This is a genomic window from Flavobacterium sp. C4GT6 (assembly GCF_036347315.1).
Classification (GTDB): domain Bacteria; phylum Bacteroidota; class Bacteroidia; order Flavobacteriales; family Flavobacteriaceae; genus Flavobacterium.
Window position 1 is genome coordinate 225,367 of sequence record NZ_JAZGZU010000003.1, and the last position, 17,930, is coordinate 243,296.

Below are 17,930 nucleotides of genomic sequence, written 5' to 3' on the forward strand. Positions count from 1 at the left end.
TGCAGCCCTGTATTTCAAAAAAATATTGTTTTTTAAAAATTAATTATTGTTTTTCGATAATTTACATATATTTGCATCAAACAAACCAATCAACTTTACCTACAATGAGCAAAATAAAAATATTAAACTGGATACTTAAAGGCCTTATTCTCATAACCACGCTAGGAATAGCACTTAATATATACCTGTATTATTCCACACTACGACACGATCATTTTTTTAACTCTTTAAAAATCAATGCTTTTTATTATCATTACATTTCACCATTAAAAGCAATATTATTCCTCTCTTCAATAATTTGCCTACAAATTTCAATAGGCTCTTTTATCAAACACAATTTCTTTAACCCCAAAAGTGTAAAATACCTAAAGTATAGTGGAGTTTTACTATTAGTATACAGCCTTGCAGGAATAGCTTTCACCATAATTTTTGTCCTTGCCAATAACTCTTTAAAAGACAGGTTCCCGGATATGGATAGCATGGCATACCTTTTTAAAAGTAATAGTCATATCGCTACACTGATTATAGCTATAGGGATCTTTATAGTAGCCGATATAGTTAAATCAGGAGTTACTATTAAACAGGAAAACGAATTAACGATATAATAAATACCATGAAACGACTTTTAGCACTAAAAACAATTATCAATATATTATTTGCCCTTGCAGTAATACCGGCAATATTTGGCCTGCCCTTTATTTTAATGACAGCCATAATGCCCGACAGGATACCGTTTTCCCTTAACGGCGACGGAGATAAATTTGCCAACATACACGGTGCAGAACTGATAATAGCACTGCTTGCTGTATACATATCTTATGTGTTACTGGTTTACGCAGTATACCTGTTTAAAAAGGCATTAGAAAGTTTTAAAAAGAAACGCTTTTTTGACGAGGCAGTAATTGTTTCCTTTAATCAAATGGGAAAAGCCATAATACTAAGCTGGATTATAGGCACCTTACCTACAGTATATTTTTCCCTTTTGCAGGGCAAAGCGAGCGTAAGCCTGGGCTTTAACACCTCATTATTCACACTGGGTCTTGGTTTCTTTTTTATAGTACTTAGCGATGTTTTCCTTATGGCAAAACATCAAAAAGAAGAAAACGACTTAACCGTTTAAACAATTACTATGAAAAATTACATAATGAAACATATAAATGTTATTATTACCGCATTAAGAATACTACTGGCCGTAGCAGCAATAATGGCTGTATATAACATTGGTGTTGGAATATTTATAATCATAAAAAACAACCGTGAACTTGCTCACGACTTTTTAAATCAAACCTTTAATCTACCTGAGTACACCATAAGCGAAGAAACACAGCTGGCAGGTATTTTTGCTATATTATATGGTGCTTTTTTAGGTTACCTTATATACGGCATTAAACGTTTTTACAAATGCATGAGGAAAATAAAAAATGGGAAAATGTTTTATAACGACCAAGGGGAAGACTTTAGAAAAGCAGGCTCTGCAATAATCACTTTCGCCAAAGCAAAATTTGTATTATACAGTTGCACAGCACTGGTATTACACTTTGATGTACCGTTTTTATTCAAACAAATTTTACCTTTTTTAGGACTATACCTTACAGGAAAGCTACTTTACATTATGGCTTATATGGCAGAAAAGGGAGAATTTATACAGGAAGAAAACGAACTAACAATATAAGCCTATGCCTATTATCATTAACTTAGACGTTATGCTGGCAAAGCGAAAAATGCGCTCTAACGAGCTCGCCGATAAAATAGGTATAACAACAGCTAACCTTTCCATACTTAAAACAGGAAAGGCTAAAGCGATTCGTTTCAGTACGCTGGAGGCCATTTGTAAGGAACTGGATTGCCAGCCCGGAGATATTATGGAATTTATAGACGAAGAAAACGATAGTAACCAATGATATACCTGCTATTTCTTATACCAATATTGGCTACCGTGATATCGCCAAAACGGTTTCCTTTATACGCTACGGTGTTTATTAGTATGTATGCGTTTTACGGATACCTCTGGATTGATGAACACTTTATCTATACCGGAAAAGCCGGATGGAAGGGTTTTGATCTATTTATGTTGACCATGCTAACAGGACTATTTTATTTTGCAATACACACCCTGTTTATATTTTTTGGATGGCTTAAGGAAAATAAAAAAATGATGCGGACACACATAGTAGGACTTATACTATTTACTGTTCATGTCATAGCGATATTTTCTTAAAGTTACAAATCATCAACCCATTCCTTATTAAAAGGATCTGTAGCATCAAGCAAATCAGTATTAAGTTTTACCGCTAACTGACGCCCCATTTCTAAAGAAGCTTCAGGATAACCGTTTGAATATATGGTAAAGTGCTTAGAGGTATTGTACCATACATTTACATCATAAACATAGCCACTACTATCGGTACGCCCGTCGCCATCACTATCTTTAGACCATGCCTGCCTGAATACCGATATATAGTCAATTTCAGGTAATTCAATCCATTTACCGGCTTTAAAAGGACCTACAACAACCTCTTTTTTATATTTCCTGTTTTCAAGATCAAAATAAACGTTGTTTATAGTAGAGAACTTAAGAGCATACCCAAACGTAATTATAGAAAGCGAAATAATAGCAATAACACCTTTAAAAGATTCCATACTAAAGTCTAAAAACAAACTAACAACTGCAATAAGAAATAATACAACGGTTGCTGTATAAAAAAGGGCTGCAATTATGGTTTGCCAAAACGGACGCCTACCCTCACTTATAATAACATTGTCTAAAGTTTTCTCCATAAAACAAGTATAATAAAAAAAGCCCTGTAGTACTACAGGGCTTTCAATTTATATCTAAAAATAATCAAGATTTAGTCAACTAAGATAATCACCTTGTTATCTTTCATTTCCAGCGTACCGGAATTTACAGACAGAAGGAATTTCTGGTCTTTGTCTGACTTTACAAACTTTCCGCCAAAAGAGTTGTTACTCTTAAAATCAGAAACTTCGATTTTTATGTCACCAGCAGCAAGTATCGATACGATATTAGCGTGGTGGTTTAACATCTGGAATTCACCATTTACTCCCGGTACAGTTACTGATGTAACTTCTCCTTTAAATAAGTGGCCTTCCGGTGATACTATTTCTAATAACATAGTTTAAAGTTTTGAGTTTAGGGTTACGTGCTTAGCGTTAACGGATGAACCATGAACTGCAAACCCGAAACCCCGAACTTTTTATTATGCCTCGCTTAACATTTTCTGACCTGCCTCGATTACATCTTCGATGGTACCTTTAAGGTTGAAGGCAGCTTCCGGTAGGTGATCTAGTTCACCATCCATGATCATGTTAAATCCTTTGATTGTATCTTTAATACTTACTAATACCCCAGGGATACCTGTAAACTGCTCTGCTACGTGGAATGGCTGAGAAAGGAAACGTTGAACACGACGAGCGCGTGATACCGATAGTTTATCATCCTCACTAAGTTCTTCCATACCAAGGATAGCAATAATATCCTGAAGCTCTTTATATTTCTGAAGAATATATTTTACTCTTTGTGCACAGTTGTAATGCTCATCACCTAAGATTTGCGGAGTAAGGATTCTTGAAGTAGAATCAAGAGGGTCTACCGCCGGGTAGATACCAAGCTCAGCAATTTTACGTGAAAGTACTGTTGTAGCATCAAGGTGGGCGAAAGTTGTAGCCGGCGCCGGGTCAGTTAAGTCATCCGCAGGCACATATACCGCCTGTACAGAAGTAATAGATCCTTTTTTAGTCGAAGTAATACGCTCCTGCATAGCACCCATCTCTGTAGCTAGAGTTGGCTGATAACCTACCGCAGATGGCATACGACCAAGAAGTGCAGACACCTCAGAACCAGCCTGAGTAAAACGGAAGATGTTATCTACGAAGAAAAGTACGTCTTTCCCCTGTCCGTCACCTGCTCCATCACGGAAATACTCAGCAATTGTAAGACCTGAAAGCGCAACACGTGCACGTGCCCCAGGTGGCTCATTCATCTGTCCGAAAACAAATGTAGCCTTAGACTGCCTCATACCTGCTTTATCTACTTTAGAAAGGTCCCAACCACCGTTCTCCATTGAGTGCATGAAATCGTCACCGTATTTAATAATACCAGACTCAAGCATCTCACGAAGAAGGTCATTACCTTCACGTGTTCTTTCACCTACTCCTGCGAATACAGAAAGACCACCGTGACCTTTTGCAATATTGTTAATCAACTCCTGAATAAGTACCGTTTTACCAACACCAGCACCACCGAAAAGACCAATTTTACCACCTTTTGCATAAGGCTCAATAAGGTCAATTACTTTAATACCGGTAAATAAAACTTCTGATGAAGTTGACAGATCCTCAAATTTAGGTGCCTGACGGTGAATAGGTAAACCATTCTCACCCTCTTTAGGCAAATCACCAAGACCGTCGATAGCATCTCCAACAACATTAAATAAACGTCCGTAAACGTCTCCGCCAACAGGCATCTGGATAGGGTTTCCTGTTGCAACAACTTCCTGCCCTCTGCTTAATCCGTCAGTAGAGTCCATGGAAATAGTACGAACAGTATTCTCACCTACGTGAGACTGTACCTCCAGTACCAGTTTTGAACCATCTTTTTTAGTGATTTCTAATGAATCATAAATTTTTGGAAGCTCAGCGTTTTGGGTGTTAAACACCACATCTACAACCGGCCCGATAATCTGTGCAACTTTTCCTATTCCTTTAGACATTGCTTATATATTTATTTAACAGCTATTTACGTTTCCTGAAAAAACCTCTTTTTTTCGAGCGCAAAGATAGTTTTTTCCAAACAAAATATCCAATTTATTTTTTGCATTTTTTGCAACAAAAAGCCTGATTATTAAAAATACACTGCAATTATCCCCCTATACAAGGTTTCATTTATGAATTTCAAAAATAAAAATACACTTTACTCTTCCATTTTTAAAATAATCAACTCAATATCATAACCCGATTTTAAAGCCTTCTTCGCAACAAAAATTATATTCCACAAAAAAAAGCCGTTAAGTAAATCTTAACGGCTTTTTTTTAATTATTTTATTTTAAGATTACTCTACCGTAACCGATTTTGCCAGGTTTCTCGGTTGATCCACGTTACAATCTCTCATTACCGCAATGTGGTAAGAAAGCAACTGCAACGGTATTGTGGTTACCAGCGGAGAAAGCGCATCGGAAACTTCCGGAATCTCAATAACATGGTCAGCTAAATCTTTCACCTGAGTATCTCCTTTTGTAACTACAGCGATAATTTTTCCGCTACGTGATTTAATTTCCTGTATGTTACTTACAATTTTATCATAGTGCTCTTGCTTTGGCGCCACAACAACAACAGGCATTTGCTCGTCAATAAGAGCGATAGGCCCGTGCTTCATTTCTGCCGCAGGATAACCCTCTGCATGGATATACGATATCTCTTTAAGCTTTAAAGCTCCCTCAAGTGCCACAGGGAAGTTATACCCCCTACCTAAATAAAGACAGTTTGAAGCATCTTTATAGGCAGCTGCTACTTTTTGAGCAACATCGTTAGTTTGAAGCGCTTCTTCCACTTTTTGCGGAATTAGCTCCATTTCCTGTAGGTATCTAAAATAGTCTGATTTTGTAAGCGTACCTTTAGCATTTGCCAAACGTAAAGCAATAAGCGTTAACACCGTAATTTGTGTTGTAAATGCTTTTGTAGATGCTACACCAATCTCAGGACCTGCGTGAGTATAAGCTCCTGCATGAGTCTCTCTCGATATAGATGAACCTACCACATTACAAACTCCAAATACAAATGCTCCGTTCTCTTTTGCCATTTTAATAGCCGCAAGCGTATCGGCAGTTTCACCCGACTGAGATATTGCAATAACAACATCATCTTTATTTATAATCGGATTTCTGTACCTAAATTCAGAAGCATACTCTACCTCTACCGGGATACGTGCAAACTCCTCAAAAATATATTCGGCTACTAAACCTGCGTGCCATGAGGTACCACAGGCAACTATAAGTATCCTGTTTGCATTAAGGAATTTTTGAAGATTATCTTCAACACCGGCCATTTTAATCATACCTGTATCTGCATGAAGTCTACCTCTGTAAGTATCCTTAATTACATTAGGCTGCTCATAAATCTCTTTAAGCATAAAGTGGTCGTAACCGTTTTTCTCTATCTGCTCAAGGTTCATTTGCAGTTCCTGAATGTAAGGATCCACTAACGAGTCATCTTTAATTTTTCTTATTTTAAGCTCTTTTCCAAGCCTTATTACCGCCATTTCCTCATCTTCAAGATATATGGCATTTGAAGTATATTCAATAAAAGGAGAAGCGTCTGACGCGATAAAGAACTCATCCTGACCAACACCAATCGCCAACGGACTACCTAAACGGGCAGCTACAAGCTCATTTGGCTTCTTTTTATCAAAAACCACAATAGCATAAGCACCTACCACTTGGTTTAAAGCTACCTGAACAGCTTTACCCAGTTTAAGGTTATCTTTCTTCTGTACATCTTCAATCAGATTAACTAACACCTCGGTATCAGTATCTGATTTAAAAGTGTATCCTCTTTTAATAAGTTCTTTTTTCAAAGGCTCGTAGTTCTCAATAATACCGTTGTGTATTATTACAAGCTCTCCCGAGTTAGAAAAGTGTGGGTGTGAGTTCACATCGTTTGGCACACCGTGAGTAGCCCACCTTGTATGCCCCATACCAATAGTACCGGCAGATGTCCCCTCCTGTTTCGCTCTCTCTTCTAAATCTGAAACTTTACCTTTTGTTTTGGAAAGTTTAAGGTCATTCCCATCATAAAGAACCACCCCGGCACTATCATACCCTCTGTATTCAAGTCTTTTAAGACCTTTAATAATAATCGGATATGCTTCTTTGTGTCCTATATAACCAACAATTCCACACATAATTTTTAATAATTTGGTTAATTTGGTTTGGTATAATAAATTTCTAGCTTAAGTCTTTTATCTTCCGGAACATTAGCACTCGCTTTACTTCCGTAAAGTACTGTTCCCATCGGACTTATTACCGATGATACGGGAGCCGACTTAACTTCAGTAGTCCAGGTTGTAAACGGAGCCCTTAAGGCTGCATTCGAAATCTGACTTATAGACTCAGTCACAGCAAGCCCAATAACTACGTTTGTAGAATCTTTGTTAACTATATTATTTACGTGGTCTGTAATACGAACTTTATAACGTAGCCCTTCCCCATCATCATCATACTCAAGAATCCCGCCATAAATATAACGGCTGTATTTAGGATTAGATGAATTTGTGGTTTGATCTACATAATAATCATACAAAGGCCTTTTGTTTTTAACATCATAAAGATACAATCTGTTTGGCTCAATTGCATTAGCCATAGCCGCTTTGTCTATGTAAAAAGTAAGATTTGCTTCATTTATAAGCACTCTTTCTCCTGTTACAGGATCTGGCTTAAGGAAATCAAGATCTACCTGATCCAGAATATTTATATACCCTAACGAACCTTCGCCACCCTTAACATACAAACGCTCATCACCCTCTACTTCATCTGAAGAACCTATAGCAGAGGTAAACGTATCGTTATATGTATTATCAAATAGATTTACGGTATTACCCGTTAAGTTAAGAGTAATGGTTTTACTTGTAGTTTCCACATTACCCTCATCATCAAGCACAGGCTCTCCGTCAGTACCCAGTTTTGTATCTGTGTAAAGTATAACAATTTTACCATCTGTAAAATCCATCATACCCATTGCGCTATCACTACCCACCTGCTCTACGTCAAAATAAAGCCCTCTAAAGTAATCCTTAAAAACATTATTGTTTACAAGGCTTCCTTCGGGAGCATTAAAAATCTTCTCAGTAAAGAAATCTTTGTTAAGCTGAAGATACATACCCGGTTTAAATCGCTCAACAAGTTTTTCACTTCCGTCTTCAAGTGTAACCCTTCTGTCTATTTCAGCTTTACTGAAATAGAATTCATTGTTCTCATCAGCATTTGCACTATTGTTTAGTAAAACAGAGCCTTTATAAGCATCGATTAGCGAGCGGTCGTCTGAGTAATATTTCTGAACTCCGTCTTCAGATCCCGGATCAGTACTTCTAAGGTAATATCCGTTTTCAAAAATATTCAGTTTTATCTTGCCATTCTCGCCACCAAAAATAGAATCCAGGGTATAGGTACTTTCGCCATCAGTATCAGTACTTTCAAGATTACTGAAATATGGCACATACAAATACACTGTATCTATCACCGGGTTGGTTAGTGTTGGGTTTTCACTGGCCAGTGTAAGCTGAGTTACAAAACGGGAAATGGTTTTTCCAAAAACAGGGTTATCATATACCCCCAGTGAATTTATAGGCATGTTATTAGTTTGCACTGATCCTGTAGACTTATCAAAAGCTACAGCATTAGCAACATACTTTTCAATACCGTTATGATGTATATCATCCTGAATTATATCAGAACCTACCTCATTATAATCATAATCACAAGCTATTACACCCACAAGAGCAACAGTACCCAAAGCAACAGCAAGTTTATTTAGTATTCGGCTTTTCATAGAATTTTTTTAATATGTTTTTCTATAAAACCTGATTTTTATAGAAATTAGTATACTCCTCTGCAAATTTATCTTTAGGAACATACGGCAGGAATGGTTTTCCTGAAGCCTCAACAAACTTAACCATATCATCAGAAACATTTTCTGAAGCTATGATAACTGCGTCAGAATGCGCTATGGATGCTTTAAGTATATTTTCATAATTTGGTTCGGCAAGATGCTTAACATCACTTTCAGGAACATCATCAAAGACCACCTTTTTGATCATTTCATTATCCAGTGTACCGTCAAAAGACTGACCGTATACCGAAGTAACGATTTTTGTATCAGCAAAAAGTGCTTCATCTTTATAAAAATGTTTCATATAGATAGGCAACATAGCAGCCATCCAGCCATGAACATGAATAATATCCGGAACCCAGTTAAGTTTCTTAACAGTTTCCACTACTCCTTTTGCAAAGAAAATAGACCTCTCGTCGTTATCCGGGTAAAGCGTTCCGTCTTCATCGGCAAAAGTTGCTTTTCTTTTAAAGTACTCGTCGTTATCAATAAAATAAACCTGAATCCTCTCTTTTGGTATAGAAGCCACCTTAATGATAAGTGGCATATCCATATCATTCACCACCAGGTTCATACCTGACAGGCGAATAACCTCATGTAACTGATGCCTTCTTTCATTTATATTACCGTAGCGAGGCATAAAAATCCTGATTTGCCCGCCTTGGTCGTTTATCATTTTTGGCACGTCATACGACATCAAAGACACTTCATTTTCAGCCAAATAAGGTACTACTTCAGATGATACATATAATATCCTCTTATCCTCCATTGTAAATATTAGATTTTAGAATTGGGTATAAAAAACACGCAAAATTAAACAATTTTATGCATTTTATCACTAAAATATTAATTTTGCCTCCAATTTTAATTACAAATTAATGCTCATTTTCAACAACAAAACCGATTTAAAAGCACAGTTAGCCAAGCTTAGGGAAACTAACTCGGGCGTTGGTTTTGTACCTACTATGGGAGCCCTGCACAACGGTCACCTCTCTCTTTTAAAGGAGTCTGTAAAGCACAACAGCCATACTGTTATCAGTATTTTTGTTAACCCAACCCAGTTTAATAATCCCGAAGATCTGGAAAAATATCCGCGCACACTGGAAACAGATGTCGATAAGATTAAAACGGTAAGTGAGAAAATTATTGTTTTCGCACCCAGTGTTAAAGAAATGTATGAGGATAACATTACATCGGCAAACTTTTCTTTTGACGGACTGGAAAACCAAATGGAAGGACGTTTCAGGCCGGGACATTTTGACGGAGTGGGTACCATTGTAAAAAAACTGTTTGAAATAGTAGAGCCTGATAACGCTTACTTTGGCGAAAAGGATTTCCAACAGCTTCAAATCGTTAAGAAGATGGTAGAAAAAAACAATATGCCGGTAAATGTAGTTGGTTGCCCTATACTAAGAGAGGAAAACGGGCTTGCGATGAGTTCACGTAACCAGCGGCTTAGTAATGAAGATAAAACCAAGGCAGCATTAATTTACAAAACCTTAACCGAGGCAAGACAATTATTTGACAACCATTCCGTTGAGTATATTACCAAATATGTAAATAGCATTTTCAAGGCGCATCCGGAGTTTGAAATGGAGTACTTTGAAGTAGCTGAAGAAGATACTCTGCTACCTGCCACCATTAAGGAAAACAAAAAATACCGTGCTTTTATTGCTGTTTTTTTAAGTAATATTCGCCTAATAGACAATATTTCATTAAATTGATTACCTTTGCGCCATGCAAATTCAAGTTGTAAAGTCCAAGATTCACCGCGTTACGGTGACTGGAGCCGATTTAAATTACATAGGCAGTATAACTATTGACGAAGCGTTAATGGAAGCTGCAAACATTATTGAAGGTGAAAAAGTTTCCATAGTTAACATTAACAATGGTGAAAGACTGGAAACTTATGTGATAAAAGGAAACAGGAACAGCGGAGAAATAACACTTAACGGTCCGGCTGCCAGAAAAGTACAAAAGGGAGATATTATTATTATCATCTCTTACGGTATCTTTGAATTCGAAGAGGCTAAAACATTTAAGCCTTCTATTGTTTTCCCAAATGAGACAGACAACTCGCTAACATAATTTGAAAAAAAAGTTAAGCAGAATATTAAGTATACTACTCCCACTTTCGTTGGGAGTTTTTTTAATTATATACATATTCAGGCAGTTTACCCCAGAGGAATCATTAGCTGTTAAAAACAGTTTTAAAACAGCCAATTACCTGTATGTAGGTATTTCGCTTTTAGTAGGCATAACCGGATTTTGGGCACGCGCCTACCGCTGGAAATACACTCTTGCACATATAGGCTATACCGCGCCTTTTCATGTAAAATTTAGCGCTGTAAGCATTACTTACCTTATGAACATGCTTGTTCCCCGAAGCGGGGAAGTAAGTCGTGCCATCGTTTTAAAACGATATGCCGATGTACCTTTTGACAAAGGACTGGGAACCATAATCTCCGAAAGAATAATAGACCTTTTCCTGCTTATCATTGTACTGGGCGCCACTGCTATTTTACAGTTTGATGTTGTAAAAGAACACCTTGCCGATGTACCTTTTAAAAAACTACTTATTTACGGGATTATAGCCGGAGTTTTGTTTTTAGGCTCTATCCTGTTTTTTATATACTCAAAACTAAGCTGGGTACTAAAACTCAAAGCAAAAGTATCAGGACTTATTGAAGGTGCACTAAGCGTTTTTAAAATGCCTAACAAATGGCCTTTCCTGTTGCTTTCGGTTTATATATGGTTCTCTTATGTACTCATGTTTTACATAACCATTTATGCCTTACCGGAAACCGCTAGTCTTTCTTTCGGGTCAGTAGCAACCGCCTTTGTGGTAGGCAGCCTTGTTATCACTTTCACTAACGGCGGAACAGGCTGGTTTCCTGTGATTATAGGTAAAACACTTACCATTTACGGGATACCTTTTACTGCCGGAACTGCCTTCGGTTGCATTGTTTGGGGATCGCAAACAGGTCTTATTTTTTTACTTGCCGGCCTGTCATTTTTATTATTGCCTTTACTTCAAAAAAGCAAATAATCGCTATATTTCCACTTTCAACTAAAAACCGACCAAAAGCAATGAAAAAAATTACCTTACTGTTGCTGATTTTTGCTTTTTGCAACACCTACGCCCAGCAGCTTACCACTGAAGAAATTGCATCTGAAGCACTAAAAGAAAACAGACTCGTAACCGTAAAATTACCAAGCTCTTACGAACGCAACAAAGACAAAAAATACCCATTACTTGTATTACTTGACGGTGATTACCTGCTAGACCCTTTCGCAGGTGTACTATCGTACACTTCCTATTGGGACGACCTTCCGGAAGTTATAATAGTAGGAATTAGCCAGCCCGACAGGGATATGGACTGTGAATGGGAAAGCGAAAGCGGACTACCACAGGAAAAAGGAGAAAAATTCTTTGATTTCATAGGTCGCGAAGTTGTACCTATGATGGAAAAAAAATACAGGGTATCTCCTTTTAAAATTATAGCTGGTCACGACGTTACTGCCGGATTTGCTAACTTCTTTCTGTATAAAGACGATCCGCTTTTTAATGCCTATATCATGATGAGCCCGGTACTGCCTGCAGAAATGGAAACCCGTATACCTGCAAGGTTCAAGGCTATAGACAAACCTATTTTTTACTATCTGGCTACTGCCGATGGCGATGTAGGACGACTTAAGAACAAAATAAAAGTAATGGACGAGAACATTAAGGCTGTGACCGAAACTAAGTTCCGTTACCTTTTTGACGAGTTCATTGGGGAATCCCACTATTCATTAGTACCAAATGCCATACCAAGCGCATTGTATCATATTTTCTCTTCTTACCAGCCTATCACGTCAGATGAGTTTCAAAAACTGGCAGCACAAACTTCAGGTTACGTGCAATATCTTGAAGACAAGTATGATATGATTGAAAGGGATCTTGGTGTAAAAATGACCGTTCGCCTTAACGACTTTAAAGCCATCGAAGCGGCTATTATAAAAAATGGTGCTTTTGGCGAGTTTAGAGATTTGGCAAACGTAGCAAGAAAAAACTATCCTAAAACCATAATAGGCGAATACTATGAGGCGCTGTATTACGAACATACAGGCAACATTAAAAAAGCTATCAAAGTATACAACAACAGTTTTAACTTTGAGGAAATAGGCGGGATAACTAAAGATTATATGCTTGAAAAAGCAGAGAGTTTAAAAAATGAGATGTAATATTTATGGCTAAGTTAAAAACAGCTTTTTTTTGTCAGAATTGCGGCACCCAGTACTCTAAATGGCAGGGACAGTGCAATTCGTGCAGGGAATGGAACACCATTGTTGAAGAAGTAATCCAGAAGGAGGAAAAACAGGCATGGAAACCATCGTCTCCCGCAGTTAAAAGAGCTGCAAAGCCATTACGCATTAATGAAATAGACTCTTCTCAGGAAATTCGCCTTAATACGGGCGACGGAGAATTAAACCGTGTACTGGGCGGTGGCCTGGTACCCGGTTCACTTACCCTTTTAGGCGGTGAACCCGGCATAGGTAAAAGTACGCTGCTTTTACAGATATCGCTTCGACTTCCTTACAAAACACTTTATGTATCGGGTGAGGAAAGCCAGAAACAGATAAAAATGCGTGCCGAAAGGATTACTCCATCGGCAGACAATTGCTTTATCCTAACCGAAACCAAAACACAGAATATTTTTAAGCAAATAGCTGCGATTGAACCCGAAGTAGTGATAATCGACTCTATCCAAACACTGCATACTGATTTTATAGAATCGTCTGCCGGAAGTATCTCACAGATAAGGGAAACCACTGCCGAGCTTATTAAGTTTGCCAAAGAGACCAATGTACCGGTTATCCTTATTGGCCACATTACCAAAGACGGTAGCATTGCCGGACCAAAAATACTGGAGCACATGGTAGATACTGTACTTCAGTTTGAAGGTGACCGAAATCATGTATACCGCATACTCCGTTCCCTCAAAAACCGATTTGGATCTACTGCCGAACTGGGCATTTACGAAATGCTGGGAACAGGGCTTAGAGAAGTGGCAAACCCTTCGGAAATACTAATATCCCACAAGGAAGAAGAACTTAGCGGTACAGCAATAGCCACCACTATGGAAGGCATGCGCCCGCTTATGGTAGAGATACAGGCATTGGTGAGTTCTGCTGTATATGGTACTCCGCAGCGAAGCACAACAGGCTACAATGCCAAAAGGCTCAATATGGTACTCGCCGTACTTGAAAAAAGAGCCGGATTCAGGCTCGCAGCAAAAGATGTCTTCCTTAACATTACCGGCGGTATAAATGTAGACGACCCGGCTATTGATCTGGCCGTAGTGGCAGCCATATTATCTTCTAACGAAGACATACCCGTAGGAAAAGACTTTTGTTTTGCGGGAGAAATAGGACTTTCGGGAGAAATTCGCCCCGTTAACCGTGTGGAACAACGCATTTTAGAAGCCGAAAAATTAGGTTTTTCCACTATTTTTGTATCTAAGTACAATAAGATTTCACTTAAAAACACCCTGATAGAAATAAAGCTGGTCTCTAAAATAGAAGATGTAGCAGGTCATTTATTCGGGTAACAGGATACACTATGCGAAAAATCAATCCTAAAAAAGCAGCTATACTCACCCTTAAAATAGTTGCCGCACTACTGGTACTTTTAATTATAGGCTTTTTTGCCTTTCGCAATACATTTTTAAATAAGGCTATAGATAAGACTATAGCCAAAATGAATACCGAATACAACAGCACGTTTACTGTTGGCAATGCCTCTTTTAAAGGGCTGTCGGGTATCGAAGTCAGTAATGTATCATTAAAACCTAAACAGGGTGACACACTACTGAAAATAGAAACTGTAAAAACAAGCATTAACCTGTCACGCCTTTTAGCAGGCGAAGTACAGCTGGGAATGCTTGAAATGAAAAACGGTTACATTCAGTTAATTCAAAACGAAAAAGGGAAAAACTTTGAATCGTTCCTGCATCGCAAAAAGGGAACGGTATCAAAAACCAAAAGCGAAGGTCCTGATTATGCCCGTAAAACATACAAGCTGCTACATAAGTTATTAAACCTTATCCCTACCGATATGCAGCTAGAAAACCTGGCACTTACCGTTAACGATAACGGACGCAGGGTAAACCTCAACCTGAAACAGTTAAGGCTGGTTAACGAACAGCTGGAATCGTTTATGGCAGTGGAGACCGACAGCCTTTCGCAAAACTGGGAGGTAAAAGGTTTTGCCGATCCAAGAAACAGGCAGGCCGACCTTAAGTTTTACAACTCAGACAAAGGCAGGATTATTGTCCCTTACCTTGACGAGCGTTTCGGACTTAAATCAGGTTTTGATTCCATCAGGGTAAATGTAGAGAATATAAACCTTAGCGGAGATGAGTTCAGGGTAGACGGTTTTGCTTCTATTGGCAATTTTATGGTAAATCATCCCAAAATTTCCAAAAAAGATGTAGTAATAAACAGTGCCCGTTTTGACTACCATTTTCTTTTCGGACCTGATTTTATAGAACTGGACAGTACCTCTGCCATGCAACTCAACAAAATAAAAATACAGCCGTTTGTTCGTTACAGTATAGAGAAAGACACCGTTTACCAGTTAAAGGCAACAATTCCTGATATGAAGGCACAGGAGTTTATCAACTCCCTGCCTAACGGACTGTTTACTCATTTTGAAGGGATGGAAGCCGATGGTAATTTTAGTTATCAGCTTGACTTTATGTACAACAAAAACAAACCCGACGATATTGTTTTTGACAGTAGCCTAAAAAAAGAAGGCTTTAAAATCAAAAAATACGGAGAGGCCGATTTGGGTAAACTCAACAGCTCGTTTGTATACAGGGCTATTGATAACGGTGTTAAACAACGTCCTATAGTTGTGGGTCCGGATAACCCTAACTACACACCGTATGACCATATCCCCGATTTCCTTAAAAATGCTGTACTAACAAGCGAAGATCCTTCGTTTTTCCATCACAGGGGTTTTATTAACGAGGCATTTAAACAAAGTATCGTAAAGAACATACAAACCAAAAAATTTGCACGTGGAGCCAGTACCATAAGTATGCAGCTGGTAAAAAATGTTTTCCTTACCCGCGAGAAGACCCTTTCACGAAAACTCGAAGAAATACTGTTGGTTTACATACTAGAAAACAACCGTATTGCCAGTAAGGAAAGAATGTTTGAAGTATACCTCAACATTATTGAATGGGGACCTAATGTATATGGCGTGGGCGAAGCGGCACAATATTATTTCCAAAAACCACCATTGGTGCTGTCACTGGACGAGTCGGTTTATTTAGCAAGTATAATCCCGAGGCCTAAAAAGTTCATGTGGCGCTTTAACGACAGGGGCGAGCTAAGAGATTTTGCCGTAACACACGACAACTATATCAAGAAACTAATGGTAAACCGTGGGGTGATTCAGGCGAATGACACCACTGGTCAAACCGGACAGATTGATGTTACCGGACCTGCAAGAGAATGGCTTAAAATTAGGGAAGAAGCCGTACCGGAAATTGACACTACCGAGACAGCAGGATTCTTTAAAAAACTATTTGGCGGAGAAAATTAACCCCTTCTCCCAACCTTAAACCCATTTTTATGCTCTATAACAATAAATGCAAATTAAATTGTTATGAGAGCACTTCTGATTATTTTATTATTGGCCGGCAATGTAATGGTGGCACAAAAACCGGTATTTACAAATGCCGAAGCTAAATCGGCTACCGTATATTTTAACGGCGCCGAACTTACCCATACAGCAAACGTAAAACTTCCGGCAGGTACAAGTGAGATAGTTATTAAAAATGTAGCCGATTACCTTAACGAGAGTACAGTGCAAATTGGCGCACCTTCTACCCTTACGGTACTTTCGGTACAGTTTACCCGAAATTACATTTCAGAATATACGCCGGATGAAACCTCTCCGCAGGTAAAACAGGTGCGCGACAGTATTACCCTTTTAACTCAAGAATTTAGAAGGATCATAAATGCCAAAACATCTGAAGAAAAGATACTGGAATTACTGGACAAGAACAATCAGGTATACGGTCAGGATTCGGGGTTAAGTGTAGCCGAGCTTATGAAAATGGTAGACTATTACAAAGCCAAAAGAACTGAAACTGCAAATACCATAAATACATTATTGACACAGGAGAAAAAAATCGCTGAAAACATTACCCGCCTTAACCGAAAACTGGAGGTAAACACCAGTAAAACAGAAAAAGACTCACAGGGCAAACTGGTATTACAGGTAATGAATGAAACGGCAGGTAATGTTCCGCTTTCCATAAGCTACCTTACACAAAGTGCCACATGGTCTCCTTTTTATGACCTTAGAGCCGAAAGTATATCTGAACCTATTAACATGATGTATAAGGCACAGGTAACACAACAAACCGGAGTTGACTGGAAAAAAATAAAACTTACCTTATCAAGCGGACAGCCTAACCAAAACAATGAGGCACCTATATTAAGCGCTTGGTTTTTGAGATTTAACCCAGCTTATGCGATTGAAGACAGAGCAAATGCGGCCGTCTTAAACAATTTACAGGGAGCGGTAGCTGGGGTAAAAATTTCATCGGGCAGAGGTGCTCCGGGAGCAGTAGATACTATATATAAAAGAGAATCTTCCCTTGATGAATATGTAGCCATAACTGAAAACCAGCTTACGGTTTCGTTTGATATTGATGTGCCTTATGATATTTTAAGCAATGGTAAAAAACACAGCGTTACACTGAAGGAAATAAAACTTCCTGCCTCATACAGGCATTATTCGGTTCCAAAACTGGAAAAAGAAACTTTCCTGCTTGCCGAAATAGAAGACTACTCCAAATACAACCTATTAAGCGGTGAAGCCAATATTATTTTTGAAGGTATGTATGCCGGAAAAACATACATAGACCCAAACAGTACCAGTGACACTCTAAGGTTAAGTATGGGTCGTGACAAAAAGGTATCGGTTAAAAGGGAAAAAGTGGCCGATAAGTCGGGATCCAAGTTCCTTTCATCTTACAAAGAGCAAACCTTTACCTACGACCTCACTGTAAAAAACAACAAAAAAGAAACCGTATCACTAATGCTAAAAGACCAGTACCCTATTAGTACTGATAAGGATATTCAGGTAGAATTACTGGAAAGTGATGGTGCCAAAATAAACAAAGAAACCGGAGTTTTAACTTGGGGACTGAAGCTAAAACCGGGAGAGAATAAGAAACTTCGTATAAGCTATAAAGTACGCTACCCGAAAGACAAACCCATTTATAACCTATAAGTTTATGTTAAC

Annotated in this window: 17 protein-coding genes; 11 read left to right on the top strand and 6 right to left on the bottom strand. The window is 38.3% G+C overall.

Annotation, left to right across the window (positions count from 1 at the left end; translation table 11 throughout):
• Nucleotides 1-104: 104 nt before the first annotated feature.
• Genes V3Z67_RS05410 through V3Z67_RS05425 form a run of 4 tightly spaced genes read left to right on the top strand, consistent with a single transcriptional unit; the run spans nucleotide 105 to nucleotide 1,901 of the window.
• The gene (locus tag V3Z67_RS05410; RefSeq protein ID WP_330442344.1) at nucleotides 105-605 is read left to right on the top strand and encodes a DUF2975 domain-containing protein; all 501 of its coding nucleotides are present in this window, start codon (nucleotides 105-107) and stop codon (nucleotides 603-605) included.
• 8 nt (nucleotides 606-613) lie between these two features.
• On the top strand, nucleotides 614-1,120 hold the full coding sequence (locus V3Z67_RS05415; RefSeq protein WP_330442345.1) for a DUF2975 domain-containing protein: 507 nt from the start codon (nucleotides 614-616) through the stop codon (nucleotides 1,118-1,120).
• Between the two features lie 9 nt (nucleotides 1,121-1,129).
• Nucleotides 1,130-1,672 (top strand): hypothetical protein, encoded by a 543-nt coding sequence (locus V3Z67_RS05420; RefSeq protein WP_330442346.1) that lies wholly within the window; start codon nucleotides 1,130-1,132, stop codon nucleotides 1,670-1,672.
• Nucleotides 1,673-1,676: 4 nt separating this feature from the next.
• Nucleotides 1,677-1,901 (top strand): helix-turn-helix domain-containing protein, encoded by a 225-nt coding sequence (locus V3Z67_RS05425; protein WP_035131343.1) that lies wholly within the window; start codon nucleotides 1,677-1,679, stop codon nucleotides 1,899-1,901.
• Nucleotides 1,902-2,220: 319 nt separating this feature from the next.
• Here V3Z67_RS05425 and V3Z67_RS05430 read toward each other — a convergent pair whose 3' ends face one another.
• The 6 genes from V3Z67_RS05430 to V3Z67_RS05455 form a co-directional block, all read right to left on the bottom strand.
• On the bottom strand, nucleotides 2,221-2,778 hold the full coding sequence (locus tag V3Z67_RS05430; RefSeq protein ID WP_330442347.1) for a hypothetical protein: 558 nt from the start codon (nucleotides 2,776-2,778) through the stop codon (nucleotides 2,221-2,223).
• A gap of 71 nt (nucleotides 2,779-2,849) precedes the next feature.
• Complete coding sequence (locus V3Z67_RS05435) at nucleotides 2,850-3,134, bottom strand: F0F1 ATP synthase subunit epsilon (protein ID WP_157483507.1); 285 nt, start codon at nucleotides 3,132-3,134, stop codon at nucleotides 2,850-2,852.
• 84 nt (nucleotides 3,135-3,218) lie between these two features.
• The gene (atpD, locus tag V3Z67_RS05440; RefSeq protein WP_330442348.1) at nucleotides 3,219-4,730 is read right to left on the bottom strand and encodes a F0F1 ATP synthase subunit beta; all 1,512 of its coding nucleotides are present in this window, start codon (nucleotides 4,728-4,730) and stop codon (nucleotides 3,219-3,221) included.
• Between the two features lie 339 nt (nucleotides 4,731-5,069).
• Nucleotides 5,070-6,917 (bottom strand): glutamine--fructose-6-phosphate transaminase (isomerizing), encoded by a 1,848-nt coding sequence (gene glmS, locus V3Z67_RS05445; protein WP_330442349.1) that lies wholly within the window; start codon nucleotides 6,915-6,917, stop codon nucleotides 5,070-5,072.
• Between the two features lie 17 nt (nucleotides 6,918-6,934).
• Nucleotides 6,935-8,560 (bottom strand): DUF4270 domain-containing protein, encoded by a 1,626-nt coding sequence (locus tag V3Z67_RS05450; protein ID WP_330442350.1) that lies wholly within the window; start codon nucleotides 8,558-8,560, stop codon nucleotides 6,935-6,937.
• A gap of 22 nt (nucleotides 8,561-8,582) precedes the next feature.
• Nucleotides 8,583-9,389, bottom strand: a complete 807-nt coding sequence (locus tag V3Z67_RS05455) for a glycogen/starch synthase (protein WP_330442351.1) — start codon at nucleotides 9,387-9,389, stop codon at nucleotides 8,583-8,585.
• A gap of 109 nt (nucleotides 9,390-9,498) precedes the next feature.
• Between V3Z67_RS05455 and panC the strand changes: the two genes are divergently transcribed.
• The 7 genes from panC to V3Z67_RS05490 all read left to right on the top strand — a co-directional run bounded on the left by panC (nucleotide 9,499) and on the right by V3Z67_RS05490 (nucleotide 17,918).
• Nucleotides 9,499-10,344 carry a pantoate--beta-alanine ligase gene (gene panC, locus V3Z67_RS05460; RefSeq protein WP_330442352.1) on the top strand — a complete coding sequence of 282 codons (846 nt, stop codon included), beginning with the start codon at nucleotides 9,499-9,501 and terminating at the stop codon, nucleotides 10,342-10,344.
• A gap of 13 nt (nucleotides 10,345-10,357) precedes the next feature.
• Entirely contained in the window at nucleotides 10,358-10,708 is a 351-nt protein-coding gene (gene panD, locus V3Z67_RS05465) for an aspartate 1-decarboxylase (protein ID WP_035131358.1), read from the top strand.
• Between the two features lies 1 nt (nucleotide 10,709).
• The gene (locus V3Z67_RS05470) at nucleotides 10,710-11,669 is read left to right on the top strand and encodes a lysylphosphatidylglycerol synthase transmembrane domain-containing protein (protein ID WP_330442353.1); all 960 of its coding nucleotides are present in this window, start codon (nucleotides 10,710-10,712) and stop codon (nucleotides 11,667-11,669) included.
• Between the two features lie 41 nt (nucleotides 11,670-11,710).
• A complete protein-coding gene (locus tag V3Z67_RS05475; protein ID WP_330442354.1) occupies nucleotides 11,711-12,847 on the top strand; it encodes an alpha/beta hydrolase in 1,137 nt (378 codons plus the stop codon).
• Nucleotides 12,848-12,852: 5 nt separating this feature from the next.
• Complete coding sequence (radA, locus tag V3Z67_RS05480; RefSeq protein ID WP_330442355.1) at nucleotides 12,853-14,214, top strand: DNA repair protein RadA; 1,362 nt, start codon at nucleotides 12,853-12,855, stop codon at nucleotides 14,212-14,214.
• 11 nt (nucleotides 14,215-14,225) lie between these two features.
• Nucleotides 14,226-16,217 carry a biosynthetic peptidoglycan transglycosylase gene (locus tag V3Z67_RS05485; protein WP_330442356.1) on the top strand — a complete coding sequence of 664 codons (1,992 nt, stop codon included), beginning with the start codon at nucleotides 14,226-14,228 and terminating at the stop codon, nucleotides 16,215-16,217.
• A gap of 63 nt (nucleotides 16,218-16,280) precedes the next feature.
• Nucleotides 16,281-17,918 carry a DUF4139 domain-containing protein gene (locus V3Z67_RS05490; RefSeq protein WP_330442357.1) on the top strand — a complete coding sequence of 546 codons (1,638 nt, stop codon included), beginning with the start codon at nucleotides 16,281-16,283 and terminating at the stop codon, nucleotides 17,916-17,918.
• Nucleotides 17,919-17,930 lie beyond the last annotated feature (12 nt).